This is a genomic window from Curtobacterium sp. VKM Ac-2884 (assembly GCF_015350945.1).
Lineage (GTDB): Bacteria > Actinomycetota > Actinomycetes > Actinomycetales > Microbacteriaceae > Curtobacterium.
Genome location: NZ_JADKSA010000001.1, coordinates 189,877 through 205,533, shown reverse-complemented (window position 1 = coordinate 205,533; position 15,657 = coordinate 189,877). Strand labels below are relative to the sequence as shown.

Below are 15,657 nucleotides of genomic sequence, written 5' to 3'. Positions count from 1 at the left end.
GCGTCACGCACCGCGCCTCCTGTCCGACCCCGTGTCGGCCGGGAGGCGCGGTGCCGTCCGTGCGCTCGGCCCACCCCGCGCAGGCGGTCCGGTCCAGTGCCCGTGGACCTGTGGAGGGGCACGCGGGTGTCGGTCGTCCCGGCTACCCTGGTCGCGTGGTCACCGCCCTGTATCGCCGTTACCGGCCCGAGAACTTCGCCGAGCTGATCGGGCAGTCGCAGGTCACCGACCCGCTCCGCACGGCGCTCCGCACCAACCGCGTCAACCACGCCTACCTGTTCAGCGGTCCGCGCGGCTGCGGCAAGACGACCTCGGCCCGCATCCTGGCGCGGTGCCTCAACTGCGCCGAGGGGCCGACCGACACCCCGTGCGGCGTCTGCCCGAGCTGTGTCGAGCTCGCCCGTGACGGCAGCGGTTCGCTCGACGTCATCGAGATCGACGCCGCGAGCCACAACGGTGTCGACGACGCGCGCGACCTCCGTGACCGCGCCGTGTTCGCCCCCGCGCGCGACCGCTACAAGATCTTCATCCTCGACGAAGCGCACATGGTCACCCCGCAGGGGTTCAACGCGCTGCTCAAGCTGGTCGAAGAGCCCCCGGAGCACGTCAAGTTCATCTTCGCGACGACCGAGCCGGAGAAGGTCATCGGCACCATCCGGTCGCGTACCCACCACTACCCGTTCCGGCTCGTGCCGCCTGCGGTCATGCTCGAGTACATCGAGCAGCTCTGCACGCAGGAGTCGGTGACGGTCGCACCCGGCGTCCTGCCCCTGGTCGTGCGCGCCGGCGGCGGTTCCGTCCGCGACACCCTGTCCCTGCTCGACCAGCTCATCGCCGGCAGCGAAGACGGCGCGATCGCCTACGAGCGCGCGGTCGCCCTGCTCGGCTACACCGACGCTGCGCTGCTCGACGACGTCGTGGACGCCCTCGCCGTGGCCGACCCGGCCTCGGCCTTCGCTGCGATCGACCGGGTCGTGCAGACCGGTCAGGACCCGCGTCGGTTCGTCGAGGACCTGCTCGAGCGACTGCGCGACCTGATCGTCGTCGCGGCGACGAACGAGAGCGCCGCGGCGGTCCTGCGCGGTGTCTCGCCGGACGAGCTCGACACCATGACCCGGCAGGCCGGTGTCTTCGGTGCCACCGGGCTGTCCCGTGGCGCGGACATCGCGAACAAGGCGCTGACCGACATGACCGGAGCGACCTCGCCCCGGCTGCACCTCGAGCTCATGACGGCGCGCATGCTCGTGCCCGAGGCCGACGACACCCAGCGCGGTGCCCTCGCCCGGGTCGAGCGGCTCGAGCGCCGCGTCGGTGTCGGGGACGCCGGCGGACACCAGGCACCGTCCGGCGCGGTCGCGGCGCAGGGGTCCACCCAGCCGGCCGCCACCAGCACGGCGCCCGCACCGGCCGCGTCGTCGGCTGCGGCACCGCGTCGGCAGGAGCCCGCCGCGCAGCAGGGCCCCGCCGTCCAGCAGGCCCCGGCGGCGCAGCAGGCTCCCGCCGCGGCGTCGGCGAACGCGGCTCCGGCGGCGCAGTCCGACGCCGGCAGTGCGGCACGTGACGCCGCAGCCTCCTGGGCCGCAGCCGTCCCGAGCGCTCCCGAGCCTGCTGCTCCGACCATCCCGGCCACCGAGTCCGTCAGCGCCTCGACACCCGTCAGTGCTTCGTCCACGGGCCAGGGCACGACGATCGGTGACGAGCCGGCGGTCCGGACCGTCGGCGCCGTGGGCTTCCAGCAGATGCGCGACGCCTGGCCGCAGATCGTCGAGCACGTGCAGCACGCCAAGCGGTCGGCCTGGTCGGTGGTCGTCACCGCACAGGTGACCGCGCTGCGCGACGACGTGCTGACCCTGACCTTCCCGAGCCAGCAGGACGTCGCCTCGTTCAAGGAGATGTCCGACCCCTCGGCCAGCGTGAGCGAACTGCTCCGCGCCGCGATCATGGACGTCATCGGGCTCCGCGTGAAGTTCGTCGCCCGCGGTCCCGGAGGCCCTGGTCAACAGCGCACCCCGGCCCCCACGCAGCAGCCGTCCGCGCCGGCCGGTCGTCCGGCACCGGCGAGCCAGCCCGCTGCGCAGCCGCGGGCGTCGTCGGCGCCGCAGTCCGCCGCGCCCGCTCCGACGTCGGCCCCGGCCTCCGAGCCTGTTGCAGCCACCGGGGGCGGTCCAGCCGCCCCTGCCGAGGCCGCCGCCTCCGCAGCGCCCGCCACGACGGCGGCAGCCGAAGCCGCGGCGTCCACGCCCGAGTCCGGTCCCGCCGCCACCGAGCCGGAGCCCCGCCCGGCGCACGCACCTGCTCCGGCGCAGGCACCCGCTCCGGCGTCGGCAACCGCGCCCGCGCAGGCGCCCGCACCGTCCGGCGCACCCGTCACCGACTGGGCGGTCGCGACGATCCCCGCGAGCGACCCCACCGCCGACGCCGTGCCCGAGTCCGTCGAACCCGGCTGGGCGGCACCCTTCGGCACCGCTCCGGCTGCCGCGCCCGTCGCCCCGGCCGAGGCCGTCGACCCGCAGCAGCCCCGGTCCGAGGCACCCGCGCAATCCGCCGGTGCCACCGCACCGCAAGGGGTGCAGCCGACCGACGGCGGACCGCAGGCGGAGTCGTCGACGGTCGCCGCGCCTCCCGGAGGACCCGTCGTACCGGGCGTGCCCGTCGACGACTACCCGCTGGACGACGAACCGTACGACGACGGCGCGCCGTTCCCGGACCCCGGTCACGGCCGATCCGCCGCAACACCCGCGCAGGCGCCGGTCGCCCCGCGCGCGCAGACCGCTCCGCCGGCCGCACCGCGGACCGCACCACCAGCACGTCGTGCGCCGGTCGCCGGTCGCTACGGCGAGGCCGTGGTGCGTGAGATCCTCAATGCCCAGTTCATCGAGGAGACCGCTCTCCACCAGGACGGTGCCTGATGTACGACGGGATCGTCCAGGACCTCATCGACGAGTTCGGTCGCCTGCCGGGCATCGGCCCGAAGTCGGCGCAGCGCATCGCGTTCCACATCCTGCAGACCGAGTCGTTCGACCCGTCGCGGCTGTCCGAGCTGCTGGCGGACGTCAAGGAGCGCGTGCGCTTCTGCGAGATCTGCGGCAACGTCACCGAGAACGTCCAGTGCAGCATCTGCCGCGACCCGCGCCGGTCGCCGGCCACGATCTGCGTGGTGGAAGAGGCGAAGGACGTCGCAGCGATCGAGCGCACCCGTGAGTTCCGGGGGCTCTACCACGTGCTCGGTGGCGCGATCAGCCCGATCGACGGCATCGGCCCGGACGACCTGCGGATCCAGCAGCTCATGACGCGCCTGGCCGACGGCACGGTCGAAGAGGTCATCATCGCGACCGACCCCAACCTCGAGGGCGAGGCGACGGCGACCTACCTGAGCCGGCTGCTCGTCCCCATGGGCATCCGGACGACCCGGCTCGCCTCGGGTCTGCCGGTCGGCGGCGACCTCGAGTACGCCGACGAGGTCACGCTCGGCCGCGCGTTCGAGGGCCGTCGCGTCGTCGGCGGCTGAGCTCCACGCAGGATCGTTGCGTGTGGGGCGGCTCGCACGCAACATCCTCGAAACACCTACTACCATTGTGAGACCGCGTGACCTCGCGGTGTCGCCGTCTCCGGGAGTACCAGCCAGTGGCCTTGATCGTGCAGAAGTTCGGTGGATCCTCCGTCGCGGACGCCGAGAGCATCAAGCGCGTGGCGAAGCGGATCGTCGAGACGAAGAAGGCCGGCAACGACGTCGTCGTGGCGGTCTCGGCGATGGGCGACACCACCGACGAACTCGTCGACCTGGCGCACTCGGTCACCCCGATCCCCGCCGGCCGTGAGCTCGACATGCTCCTGACCGCGGGGGAGCGCATCTCGATGGCGCTGCTCGCGATGGCGATCAAGAGCCTCGGGGTCGAAGCATCGTCGTACACCGGCAGCCAGGCGGGCATGCTCACCGACGCGCAGCACGGCAAGGCGCGCATCGTCGACGTCACCCCGAAGCGCGTGCGCGAGGCGCTCGACTCCGGCCACGTCGCCATCGTCGCGGGGTTCCAGGGGTTCAACCGCACGACGGGCGAGATCACCACGCTCGGCCGTGGCGGCTCGGACACGACGGCCGTCGCGCTCGCCGCCGCGCTCGACGCCGACGTCTGCGAGATCTACACCGACGTCGACGGCATCTTCACCGCCGACCCTCGTGTCGTGCCGAAGGCGCGCAAGGTCGACCGCATCACGAGCGAGGAGATGCTCGAGCTCGCGGCGTCCGGCGCCAAGGTCCTCTACATCCGTGCCGTCGAGTACGCCCGCCGGCACGGCGTCACCCTGCACGTCCGGTCCTCGTTCAACAACACCGAGGGCACCATCGTCTACAACCCTGCAGAGGGGGAAACCGTGGAAGAACCGATCATCACCGGGATCGCCGGAGACCTCTCCGAGGGGAAGATCACCGTCGTGGGCGTCCCGGACCAGCCGGGCAAGGCCGCCGAGATCTTCACCAACGTCGCGCGTGCCGGGGCGAACATCGACATGATCGTCCAGAACGTGTCGGCGGCGTCGACCGGGCGGACGGACATCTCGTTCACCCTGCCGAAGGACCAGGGCCAGACCGTGCTCACGGCGCTCGAGGTGGCGAAGTCCGACATCGGCTACGAGAGCATCCAGTACGACGACCAGATCGGCAAGCTCGCCCTGGTCGGTGCCGGCATGCGCACCAACGCCGGCGTCTCGGCGAAGCTCTTCCGTGCGCTGCACGACGCGTCGATCAACATCGAGATGATCTCCACCTCGGAGATCCGCATCTCGGTCGTCACCCGCGCCGACACCCTCAACGAGGCGATGCGGGTCGTGCACAGCGCGTTCGACCTCGACGCCGATGCCGAAGCCGTCGTCCACGCCGGCACCGGCCGCTGACCCACGCTGACCCGCTGAACCAGGAGCACCGCATGAGCACCCTCACCGTCGCCGTCGTCGGCGCCACCGGACAGGTCGGCGCCGTGATGCGTCGTCTGCTCGAAGAGCGCGCGTTCCCGGCCGACCAGGTCCGGTTCTTCGCGAGCGCCCGGTCCGCCGGCACGACCCTGCCGTTCCGCGGCGAGCAGATCGTGGTCGAGGACTCCGAGCTGGCCGACCCGTCGGGCATCGACATCGCCCTGTTCTCGGCCGGTGCGACCGCCTCGCGCGCCCTCGCGCCGAAGTTCGCCGCCGCCGGGGCGCTCGTCGTCGACAACTCGAGCGCCTGGCGCATGGACCCCGAGGTCCCCCTCGTCGTGAGCGAGGTCAACCCGCACGCGATCGACCAGGCCCCGAAGGGGATCATCGCGAACCCCAACTGCACCACCATGGCGATCATGCCGGTGCTCAAGGTGCTGGACACCGAGGCCGGGCTCCGCCGTCTGGTCGCGACGACCTACCAGGCCGTCTCCGGCTCCGGGCTCGCCGGCGTCGAGGAGCTGCTCGGCCAGGCGCGTGCCGCCCTCGAGCAGGACACCGCAGCGCTCACCCACGACGGTTCCGCCGTGACGTTCCCCGAGCCGGTCAAGTACGTCCGCCCGATCGCCTTCGACGTCGTGCCGCTCGCCGGCAGCATCGTCGAGGACGGCCTGGGGGAGACCGACGAGGAGAAGAAGCTCCGCAACGAGAGCCGCAAGATCCTCGAGCTCCCCGACCTGCTCGTCGCCGGCACGTGCGTGCGTGTGCCGGTCTTCACCGGCCACTCCATCTCGGTGCACGCCGAGTTCGAGCGTCCGCTGTCGCCCGAGCGTGCGACCGAGATCCTGTCGAGCGCACCCGGCGTGGAGCTGTCGGACGTGCCGACGCCGCTGCAGGCCGCCGGCCAGGACCCCGCGTTCGTCGGGCGCATCCGTGCCGACCAGTCCGCGCCCGAGGGGCGTGGGCTCGCGCTGTTCGTCAGCAACGACAACCTGCGGAAGGGTGCAGCGCTCAACGCGGTGCAGATCGCCGAGGCGATCGTCGCACGCCGCACCGTCGCGGCGTAGCGGCACGGCCGCGCGGAGCGGAGCGGCACGGCCGCGCGCAGCGACACGGTCGCCGCGCGCGGCTGACCGGCCTGTCGGTCGACGCCGGTAGGATCGACGGGTGGCAGTGAAGCAGGTGGACCCGATCGATGTCGTCCTCGTCGGGGGAGGCATCATGAGCGCCACCCTCGGCGCGATCATCCACCGGCTCGAGCCCTCGTGGAAGATCCGCGTGTACGAGCGTCTCGGCGCCGTCGCGCAGGAGTCCTCGAACCCGTGGAACAACGCCGGCACCGGGCACTCCGCGCTCTGCGAGCTGAACTACACGCCGGAGCTCGCCGACGGTCGTGTCGAGATCGCGAAGGCCGTCACGGTCAACGAGCAGTTCCAGGTCTCGCGGCAGTTCTGGTCGCACCTGGTCGAGACCGGTACGCTGCCCGACCCGTCCAACTTCATCAACCCGACCCCGCACATCTCCTTCGTCTGGGGTACGGACAACGTCGAGTACATGCGCAAGCGGTACGAGGCGATGCGGGGGCACCCGCTGTTCGCCGGGATCGAGTTCTCCGACGATCCCGCTCAGATCCGCAAGTGGGCGCCCGCGCTCATCCCCGGGCGCAAGAAGGACCAGCCGATCGCGGCGACCTACTCGGCGGCGGGCTCCGACGTCGACTTCGGGTCGCTCACCCGGCAGCTGTTCGACCAGCTCGAGCTCGACGGGCTCGAGTTCGAACCGAACCACCAGGTCAAGAACATCTCGCGGGGCAAGGACTTCGACGGCTGGGCGCTCGACGTCCTGAACGAGGTCGGTCGGTCGACGCAGAAGATCGCCGCGAAGTTCGTCTTCGTCGGTGCCGGTGGTGGGGCCCTGCAGCTGCTGCAGAAGTCCGGCATCCCGGAGATCCGCGGGTACGGCGGCTTCCCGGTCTCCGGCGAGTTCCTGCGCACCGACGATCCCGAAGTCGTGCAGAAGCACGCAGCGAAGGTCTACGGCAAGGCCAGCGTGGGGGCACCGCCGATGTCGGTGCCGCACCTGGACACCCGTATCGTCGACGGCAACGCGTCGCTGATGTTCGGGCCGTACGCCGGGTTCAGCCCGAAGTTCCTGAAGCAGGGGTCGCTGCTCGACCTGTTCAAGTCGATCCGACCGCACAACCTGCGCCCGATGCTGAGCGTCGCGTTCTCGAACTTCGACCTGGTGCGCTACCTGATCGGCCAGCTGCTCGCCTCGAAGCAGACCAAGTTCGACGCGCTGCGCGACTTCATGCCGAGCGCCGAGCCCGAGAACTGGCACAAGATCATCGCGGGCCAGCGGGTGCAGGTCATCAAGCCGGACAAGGACAAGGGCGGGGTGCTGCAGTTCGGCACCGAGGTCATCACGGCCGCCGACGGTTCGATCGCCGGACTCCTCGGGGCCTCGCCAGGGGCATCGACCGCGGTGCCCATCATGCTCGGCCTGCTCCGGAAGTGCTTCCCCGACCGTTGGGACGGCTGGCAGGACGCCGTCCACGAGATGGTCCCGACCTACGGGCAGGACCTCGGCGACGACGCCGCCCTGGCCGACGCCACCCTCGAGCGCACGGCGAAGGTGCTCGGCCTGCACCACTGAGCAGTTCCGGCTTGCGGCCTGTTCGAACATGTGTTCGAATGACGGCATGCGGTGGAGCGGACAGGCGATCGATGCCGAGCAGAGCGATGCACTGCCGGGCATGGAGTCGAACAGCGGGTTCGTGCGGAGTGTGACGACGCCCGAGTTCGCGGGCGTCACGTTCCACGAGGTCCTGGCGAAGAGCGCGCTGAACCGGGTGCCGAGCGCCGACGGTTCCGGCACCTACGGGTGGACCATCAACCCGTACCGGGGCTGCAGTCACGCGTGCGTGTACTGCTTCGCACGGCCGACGCACACCTACCTCGAGTTCGACGGCGGGGCCGACTTCGACCAGCAGATCGTCGTGAAGACGAACGTGGCCGACGTCCTGCGGCGTGAGCTCGGCAAGCCCACGTGGGACCGCCACCCGATCGCGCTCGGCACGAACACCGACCCGTACCAGCGTGCCGAGGGTCGGTACCGACTGATGCCCGGGGTGATCCAGGCGTTGGCGGACAGCCGCACACCGTTCAGCATCCTGACGAAGGGCACCCTGCTCCGGCGTGACCTGCCGCTCCTGGCCGAGGCGGCGAAGGTGGTGCCGGTCGACCTCGCGATGTCGATCGCCGTGTACGACGACGACCTGCAGCAGTCGGTGGAGCCCGGAACGCCCACGACGGCCGCGCGGCTCGCCACCGTGCGGGCGATCCGCGACGCCGGGCTCGACTGCTCGGTGTTCCTCATGCCCGTGCTGCCGTACATCACCGACACCCGTGCGCACCTCGACGACGCCGTCGGTCGGGCTGCGGCGGCCGGTGCCACGAGCGTCATGTACTCCGCGCTGCACCTGCGGCCGGGCGTGAAGCCGTGGTGGTTCGAGTGGCTCGGACGCGAACGGCCCGACCTGGTGGCGCGCTACCGGGCGATGTACCTCGACAACACCTTCGCGCCGAAGGACTACCGCCGCTGGCTGTCGGAGCGCATCCGACCGATCCTGGCGGCGCACGGCGTCGGCCTCGGACGCGTCGACCCGGCGACGGGGTCGATGGGCTTCTCGGACCCCTCGACGGTGCCGCAGGAACAGTCGATCCCCACGACGTCGCCGCTCAAGCGCGCGGATCCGGGCTTCGACCGCCGTCTGCTCCGACCGGTCGCGACGCAGACGTTGTTCTGAGCAACGAAGGTTGCGCGTTCGGGGGACATCGGAGCGTCGTGGGGGCCGGTATCATCGACCGGGTCGCCGAACGGACGCTGTTTCGGGGTACACGGTCAGCACCGAGGTGTTTGATCGTGGGCGGCATTCCCGCCACCCGGAAGGACCCATCTCGTGCTCGGCATCCCCACGCACCTCGCTCCGCGAGTGAACGCGTGGTCGACGGTGCGGGCCTTCCACGCCGGTGCGATCGGATCGCTGGTGGCGGCGGCGATCGCGCTGCTGCTGTACCGGCTGTCCGAGCCCGACGTGCACGTGATCAGTGCGGTCCTGGCGCTCGTCCCGATGCTCGGCATGATCGGCGTGCACGTGCAGTTCGGCACCTGGCGCTCCGCGGTCGCGTTCCTGGTCGTCGGTGGTGTCTGCGCCTGGTGGTTCGCGATGGTCGTGCAGCAGCAGGTCCCGTTGGGCTGGGTCACCTCGTACCTGCTGTCGTTGGCGGTCATCCCGCTCATCCTGGTCGGCGGCGCCGGCGCGGTGCCGAGCCGCGTCGTGCTGTGGTCCTTCCTCGGGTTCCTGACCGGTCGGGTGGCGACGTGGATCGCGGTCGTCCAGGCCGACAGCCCGCCGCGTCCGCTCGTGCTCGCCTGGGTGACGCTCGGCTTCGTGGTCGTCCTGGTGCTGTTCACGAGCCGGAGCACCGGTCGGTCGGAGCGGGTGCAGCCGGAGCTGCTGCGGTCGGCGCGTGAGGAGCACGTCTCCGCGTACCGTGCCGGGGTCGAGGCCGAGGCGGCCGCGATCCTGCACGACACCGTCCTGAACCACCTCAACGCGATCGCCCTGGCGCCCGACGGGCCGATGGACCCGCACCTGGCGCGGACCGTCGAGGCCGACGTCGCCGTCCTGACCGGCAAGGGGTGGCTCGCACCGGCCGCCCGGCAGCGGCCGGGCGCAGCGCTCGACGCGTTCGCCGTCATGGTCGACGAGCACCGTGCCGCCGGTCTCGACGTCACGGTGTCCGGCGACCCGTCCGCACTCGACCGGCTCGACCAGCGCGCCGTCACCGCGCTCGTCCGCGCCGTGGGGCAGTGTCTGGCCAACGTCCACAAGCACGCCGGTGTCGACGCGGCCGAGGTCAGCGTCTTCGACGACGGTGCGTCGTGCACCGTGATGGTGGTCGACGACGGTCGCGGTTTCGATGAGGACTCCACGGGCTCCGACCGGATGGGCCTGCGTGGCTCCGTCCGCGACCGCATCGCTCGGGTGGGCGGCGACGTCCAGATCTGGTCGTCGCCCGGTTCGGGGACGAGCGTGATGATGACGGTGCCGTTCGGACCGGTCACCGCCACGACCGACGCCGTGGCCACCGGCCACGTCGGCACCGCGGTCCCCGACGAGGTCGGCGGCGTGCAGGGAGCCGACCGGTGAGCGCCACGACCGAGGCCCGTCGGACCGCGCAACAGTACGACCCGCTCGGCGCGATGGGGTCGCGTCCGCTCGCGATCGGGCTCGGCGCCGCCAGCATCGTCTGGGCACTCCTGGTCTCCGTGTTCGACCGTGACGTCGTGGGCAGCCCCACCCTCAGCGCGCTCACCGTCATCTTGGTCGCGGCGTCGGCAGCGGTCGTGTTCACCGCCTCGAGTCCGTTCCGCGCACCGTTCCCGCGGTGGGCGTTCGTCGCGCACGTCGGGTTGCTCGGGCTGGCGTCGGTGACGAGCGTCGCCGCGCAGTGGGGACCCGACCGCAGCGCCCTGAACGACTTCATGTCGCTCATCACCGCGACCGGCATCGTGATGGTCGCGCCGTACCGGCCGTGGACGGACCTGACCATCGGCGGCGCCCTGCTCGCCGTCGTCAACGCCGTGACCTGGGGTGTCGGCGCAGCGACGTTCCCGCACGAGATCCCCGTCGCCGTCGCGGCCTTCCTGGCGGCGGCACCCACGCTGGTGCTGACCGCTGCGTCGGCCGTCTTCGCGTGGACGTTCGCGGGCCTGGCCGAGCGGGTGCAGATCCGGGCCGGTTCCTACTCGGTCGAGCGTGCGGAGCGGGACGGCATCGCGGCGAGCGTGCAGCAGGACCGGTCGACGATCCTCGCCCGCGACGTCGCACCGTTCTTCGCCGAGCTGCGCACGCGCGAGGTCATCACGGACGCCGACCGCGAACGGGCACGACTGATCGCCGACGGCATCCGCCGGGCGATGGTCGCCGACGCGGACCGCACCTGGTTCGAGCAGGCCGTGCGGGTCGAGGGTGGGGAAGCCCCGGTGGTCGACGACCCGGACGGGCTCACCGCGATGCTCGACGCCGACCAGCGCTCCGTGGTGCGGACGTTCCTGCGGGCTGCCTTCCGTGCCTCGACCGTCGACCCGGCCGGGTTCCGGGCAACGGTCCGGCGCGCGGACGGGCAGGACGACGCGGCCACCCGCGGCGATCCAGCACGCGCCGACCCGGCCCGCACCGACACCGCCCGCGACGCCCGCGTCCTGCTCGAACTCGACCTCGCCGTGGCCGACTCCGACATCGGGATCCACCGCACCTTCGACCCCTACTTCGCCGTCCTCCGTGTGACGTTCCCCGACCTCGACGTCGCGGTTCGTCCGTCCGCCCTCGCACTAAGGTTCTCCTATGACCAGCACTGACCCGAACAGGCTCTCGGAGGGGTCCCCGTCCCTCCCGAACCCAGGGGCACGACGTGTGCGGTTGGCCATCCTCGACGACCACGAGGTGCTGCTGGACAGCCTGTCGAGCTGGATCGCGGTGAACGCGTTCGACTTCGACCTGGCCCTGACCGCGCACACCTGGCTCGAGATGGTCCACAGCGACAGCTTCCCGACCGACCTGGTGTTCCTCGACTTCCAGCTCAAGGAACCCGTCTCGATCGAGGCCCGTGTCCGCACCTGCCGTGCCGCCGGCGCGAAGGTGATCGTGCTCTCCAGCGTCGACAGCCGCGAATCCCGCGACCGTGCCCTGGCAGCAGGCGCCGCGGCGTTCCTGTCGAAGTCCCTGCCGATGCGCGAGGTCATGGACGTCGCCCGCGAGATCATGGGCGTCGCACGCGAGACCCCGCAGCCGCGCGAGTGGCGTCCGCTGCCCACCGGCGCGGCCGCACACCAGCGTCCGAAGCTCAGCCACGGCGAGGAAGAAGCGCTGCGGCTGTACGTGTCCGGCTACTCGACCAACGAGGTCGCCGCGCAGATGAACGTGCAGTACGAGACCGCGAAGACCTACCTGCGCCGCGTCCGCGAGAAGTACAGCAAGGTCGGCCGTCCCGCCTCGAAGAAGTCCGACCTGATCCGGCGGGCCGCCGAGGACGGGTTCCTCGCGTAGTGGCGAAGCTCTACTTCCGCTACGGCGCGATGAACAGCGGCAAGAGCACGGGGCTCCTGCAGGCTGCTTACAACTACGAAGAGCGCGGCCACCGGGTCCTGCTCGCGAAGCCCGCCGTGGACACCAAGGGCGACCGTGAGATCGTGTCCCGCCTCGGTGTCACCCGCACCGTCGACCTGGTCTTCGCCCCCGATGCCGACGTCCGGTCCGCGGTCGCCGCGGCCGGCGCCGTCGACCCCGAGTCCGACCGCCTCGACGGCATGGTCCGCGCCGTCAGCTGCGTCCTGGTCGACGAGGCGCAGTTCCTCACCCCGCGCCAGGTCGACGACCTGCTGCGCATCGCGGTCCTCGACGAGATCCCGGTGATCACCTACGGCATCCGCACCGACTTCCGCACCGAGGCGTTCCCCGGCAGCGCCCGCCTGCTCGAGGTCGCCCACTCGCTCGAAGAGCTCAAGACCATCTGCCGGTGCGGTCGCAAGGCCGTCTTCAACGCCCGCACCGTCGACGGCCGGTTCGTCTTCGACGGCTCGCAGGTCGCCATCGACGGCGTCGACGTCGCCTACGAGTCGCTCTGCGCCAACTGCTACCTGACGGAGTCCGGCGGCCGGCTCGACGGTGCCTGACCCGCTCTGCCAGGTGACGTCCTGCAGGTGACCGACAGGCGGACGCGTCCAGGGCACGTGGAATGCGTGCGCCGCGGCGCGCGTTGGTGACCACATGAGCGACGACACCCTGCACCTGTCCGTCCTGGACCTGGCGACGCGCGAGTACGGCCAGTCCAACACCGAAGCCCTGCAGGGCTCGATCGACATGGCGGTCCACGCCGAGAAGCTCGGCTACGAGCGCTTCTGGGTCGCCGAGCACCACGGCATGCCCGGCATCACCTCGTCGGCCCCCGCGGTCCTGCTCAGCGCCGTCGGCGCGGCCACCTCGACCATCCGCATCGGCTCAGGCGGCGTCATGCTGCCGAACCACGCACCCCTCGTCATCGCCGAGCAGTTCGGCACGCTCCGAGCCCTGTACGGCGACCGCGTCGACCTCGGGCTCGGCCGTGCGCCGGGCACCGACGGGGCGACCGCGATGGCGCTGCGCCGCACCGACCGGCTCGACGTCGACGACTTCCCCGACCGCCTCGCCGACCTGATCGGGTTCTTCACCGGCATGTCCTCGGACAACCCGTTGTCGGGCATCCGGGCGGTGCCGGGCTACGGCGACGTGCCGGAGTTCTGGCTGCTCGGGTCCTCCGGGTACAGCGCCCAGGTGGCCGGGGCGCTCGGCGTCTCGTTCGCCTTCGCCCACCACTTCGCGTCGGACAACACCGAGGCGGCGCTCGCGCTGTACCGCGATTCGTTCCGGCCTTCGCGGTTCCGCCAGACGCCGAACGCGCTCATCGGCGTGCAGGTCGTCACGGACGAGGACCCGGCCGTCGTCGACGAGCAGAGTGCTCCCGGGATGATCTCGTTCATCCGGATGCGGCAGGGGGCGAAGCCCGAGCCGGTGTCGATGGACGAGGCCCGCGCGTACGAGTTCAACGACCTCGAGCGTCGGTTCATCGCCGCCCGCACCGAGCGCCAGGCCTACGGCACCGCCGACCAGGTCGCGGACAAGATCAACGCGCTCGTGGAGTCCACCGGGGCGAACGGCGTGATCGTCGCTCCGGGTGCTGCGCAGGCGCGGTACCGGCACCAGGCGCTCGACGTCGTGGCGGGGCTGCACGCCGCCGGGCGGCTCGTGCCCGCGGGTGCGGCGTCGGCGTCGTCCGCGGCGTCGGCGTCGGCGTCGGCGTCGGTCTAGTTCGAGTTCGAGTTCGCTTGGTGAGCAGAAATGGTCGGGTCGCCGTCGGGCACCCGACCATTTCTGCTCACCAAGTGGAGCGGAGCCTCAGGTGAGCAGGCCGAGGCGCGTCGCTGCAGCCACGGCGCCGACCCGCGAACCGACATCGAGCTTGCGGAACACGTTGTAGACGTGCCGCTTGACCGTGCCGATCGCGAGCTGCAGGTCCGCCGCGATCTCGGCGTTCGTGCGCGCAGCCGCCAGCAGCCGCAGGACCTCGAGCTCGCGGTCGCTGAGCGGTGATCCGGCACGAGCCTCGGTGACCAGGTCGACCGGGAACGTCACCGGCGCGGCGTCGGCGTGCGCGGCCCGGGCGATGCGGTCGACGAGCTCGCGGCTCGGGGTGTCCTTCGTCACGAAGTCGACCGCGCCGGCGTCGAGCAGCGTCCGGCGCAGGACAGCATCGCGGTGCATCGTGAGCACCACCACGCGGACGTCCGGACGAGTGCGGCGCACCGTGGCGATCGTGGTGCGCGCCGGCGGACCGTCGAGCTCGACGTCGAGGAGCAGGACATCGATGGCGGCAGCCTCGGGGGAGTCGAGGACGTCGGACGGACGCTCGCCGTGTGCGACCACGCGGATCGTGGGGACGGCGGCGAGGATCGTGGCCAGTCCTTCGCGGAACAGCTGGTGGTCGTCGACGATGGCGACGTGCGTGATGGTCACAGCACGCCCCTCGGGATCGTCAGGCGGACGGTGGTACCGGTGCCGGGTGTGCTGTCGACGTCGAGCCGCGCGCCGATGACCGCGGCTCGCTCGCGCATGGTCTGCTGACCGAGGCGCCCATCGGTGTCGGCGGCGGGGTCGAAGCCCGGTCCGTCGTCGGAGACCGTCACGACGAGGGCGGCCGGTGTCCACGCGAAGTGCACCTCGGCGGCGGAGTCCGCAGCGTGCTTCCGCCGGTTCGTGAGCGCCTCGAGCAGGATCGTGAGTGCTTCCTCGGCCTGCCAGTTCGGCAGGTGCTCGGGCGTGCCCGTGGTGCTGAACGACAAGCGGTCGTCGTCGGAGAACAGGTCCCTGGCGTGCCGGGCGAGCGCATCGTCGAGCAGGGCGGCGCCGACGCGGGCGTGCAGGCTCACCGCCAGGTCCTGCACGTCGCCGAGTGCTCCGCGCAGCAGCCGTGCGGCGTCGTCGAGCTGGTCGGCCCGTTCGCCGGCCGGGGGATCGGTCAGCAGCACCAGGTCGAGTCGCTGCAGCCCGGCGAGGATGCCGTGCGCCACGCGGTCGTGCAGGTCTCGCGCGATCTGCGTGCGGGAGTCCAGGTGCGCCGTCGTGACGCGCTGGCGCAGCGCCTCGGTGTAGGCGACGGCTCCGGCGGGGAACCGGCTCCAGATGCCGGCGTGGAGCGCCCTGGTGGCACGCAGGACCTCGGCGGTGGACTCCGCGCCGACCTCGTCCACGAAGAGCGGCAGGTAGGCGTCGAAGAGCATCTCCGCGGCGAGCATCGCGCCGGCGGGATGCTGGGACTGCTCGGCGTGCAGCGATCCGGTGGCCAGGTGCTCCGGATCGAAGTAGGCATTGCTCACGACGCTGTCCTCGGCACCGGTGGCGTAGCGCTCGTGTGCCTCGGCGATCATCGACGTCACGTTGTCGACGAGGTTCTGCGTGAGGACCGGGTCGTCGGCGAGCTCGGGGAACTGTGCGGCGATCCGTTCGAGGACCGGGCGGAGGTGGTCGGCGGGTGACATCGCTGTCGAGGCTATCCGCGTCGTCGCGGCCGGGGGAACGGCCGCCACGACATGTGTCGCAAGGTGGAGTGCCGAGCACCGACCACGGAAAAGCAGAAGGCCCCGGTTCCG

General features: G+C 71.5%; 13 protein-coding genes. 11 read left to right on the top strand and 2 right to left on the bottom strand.

Annotated elements, in window-relative coordinates; translation table 11 throughout:
* The first annotated feature begins 155 nt into the window (after positions 1 to 155).
* The 11 genes from ITJ60_RS00910 to ITJ60_RS00860 all read left to right on the top strand — a co-directional run bounded on the left by ITJ60_RS00910 (position 156) and on the right by ITJ60_RS00860 (position 13,819).
* Positions 156 to 2,909, top strand: coding sequence for a DNA polymerase III subunit gamma and tau (locus tag ITJ60_RS00910; protein WP_194646377.1), 2,754 nt, complete (start codon positions 156 to 158; stop codon positions 2,907 to 2,909).
* The gene (gene recR / locus ITJ60_RS00905) at positions 2,909 to 3,508 is read left to right on the top strand and encodes a recombination mediator RecR (RefSeq protein ID WP_111084231.1); all 600 of its coding nucleotides are present in this window, start codon (positions 2,909 to 2,911) and stop codon (positions 3,506 to 3,508) included. Before ITJ60_RS00910 ends, recR begins: the two co-directional genes overlap by 1 nt.
* Positions 3,509 to 3,624: 116 nt before the next feature.
* The gene (locus tag ITJ60_RS00900) at positions 3,625 to 4,890 is read left to right on the top strand and encodes an aspartate kinase (protein ID WP_194646376.1); all 1,266 of its coding nucleotides are present in this window, start codon (positions 3,625 to 3,627) and stop codon (positions 4,888 to 4,890) included.
* A 32-nt stretch (positions 4,891 to 4,922) separates the two neighbouring features.
* Positions 4,923 to 5,975, top strand: a complete 1,053-nt coding sequence (locus tag ITJ60_RS00895; RefSeq protein ID WP_123292140.1) for an aspartate-semialdehyde dehydrogenase — start codon at positions 4,923 to 4,925, stop codon at positions 5,973 to 5,975.
* Positions 5,976 to 6,075: 100 nt separating this feature from the next.
* Entirely contained in the window at positions 6,076 to 7,563 is a 1,488-nt protein-coding gene (locus tag ITJ60_RS00890; RefSeq protein ID WP_194646375.1) for a malate:quinone oxidoreductase, read from the top strand.
* A 46-nt stretch (positions 7,564 to 7,609) separates the two neighbouring features.
* Positions 7,610 to 8,716, top strand: coding sequence for an Rv2578c family radical SAM protein (locus tag ITJ60_RS00885; protein ID WP_194646374.1), 1,107 nt, complete (start codon positions 7,610 to 7,612; stop codon positions 8,714 to 8,716).
* A gap of 153 nt (positions 8,717 to 8,869) precedes the next feature.
* Entirely contained in the window at positions 8,870 to 10,123 is a 1,254-nt protein-coding gene (locus ITJ60_RS00880; protein ID WP_194646373.1) for a sensor histidine kinase, read from the top strand.
* Positions 10,120 to 11,334, top strand: coding sequence for a hypothetical protein (locus ITJ60_RS00875; protein ID WP_194646372.1), 1,215 nt, complete (start codon positions 10,120 to 10,122; stop codon positions 11,332 to 11,334). The genes ITJ60_RS00880 and ITJ60_RS00875 overlap by 4 nt, the downstream gene beginning before the upstream one ends.
* A gap of 55 nt (positions 11,335 to 11,389) precedes the next feature.
* Positions 11,390 to 12,022: a response regulator transcription factor gene (locus ITJ60_RS00870; RefSeq protein ID WP_111084224.1), complete on the top strand. Its 633-nt coding sequence runs from the start codon at positions 11,390 to 11,392 to the stop codon at positions 12,020 to 12,022.
* Entirely contained in the window at positions 12,022 to 12,648 is a 627-nt protein-coding gene (locus ITJ60_RS00865; protein WP_123938650.1) for a thymidine kinase, read from the top strand. Before ITJ60_RS00870 ends, ITJ60_RS00865 begins: the two co-directional genes overlap by 1 nt.
* A gap of 94 nt (positions 12,649 to 12,742) precedes the next feature.
* Positions 12,743 to 13,819, top strand: a complete 1,077-nt coding sequence (locus ITJ60_RS00860; RefSeq protein ID WP_194646371.1) for an LLM class flavin-dependent oxidoreductase — start codon at positions 12,743 to 12,745, stop codon at positions 13,817 to 13,819.
* 87 nt (positions 13,820 to 13,906) lie between these two features.
* Here the strand turns inward: ITJ60_RS00860 and ITJ60_RS19205 are convergent, their stop codons facing one another.
* Together ITJ60_RS19205 and ITJ60_RS00850 are read right to left on the bottom strand one after the other, a co-directional pair.
* Positions 13,907 to 14,524: a response regulator transcription factor gene (locus tag ITJ60_RS19205; RefSeq protein ID WP_159573150.1), complete on the bottom strand. Its 618-nt coding sequence runs from the start codon at positions 14,522 to 14,524 to the stop codon at positions 13,907 to 13,909.
* Positions 14,521 to 15,546 (bottom strand): sensor histidine kinase, encoded by a 1,026-nt coding sequence (locus tag ITJ60_RS00850; RefSeq protein WP_194646370.1) that lies wholly within the window; start codon positions 15,544 to 15,546, stop codon positions 14,521 to 14,523. Before ITJ60_RS00850 ends, ITJ60_RS19205 begins: the two co-directional genes overlap by 4 nt.
* Between the last annotated feature and the right edge of the window lie 111 nt (positions 15,547 to 15,657).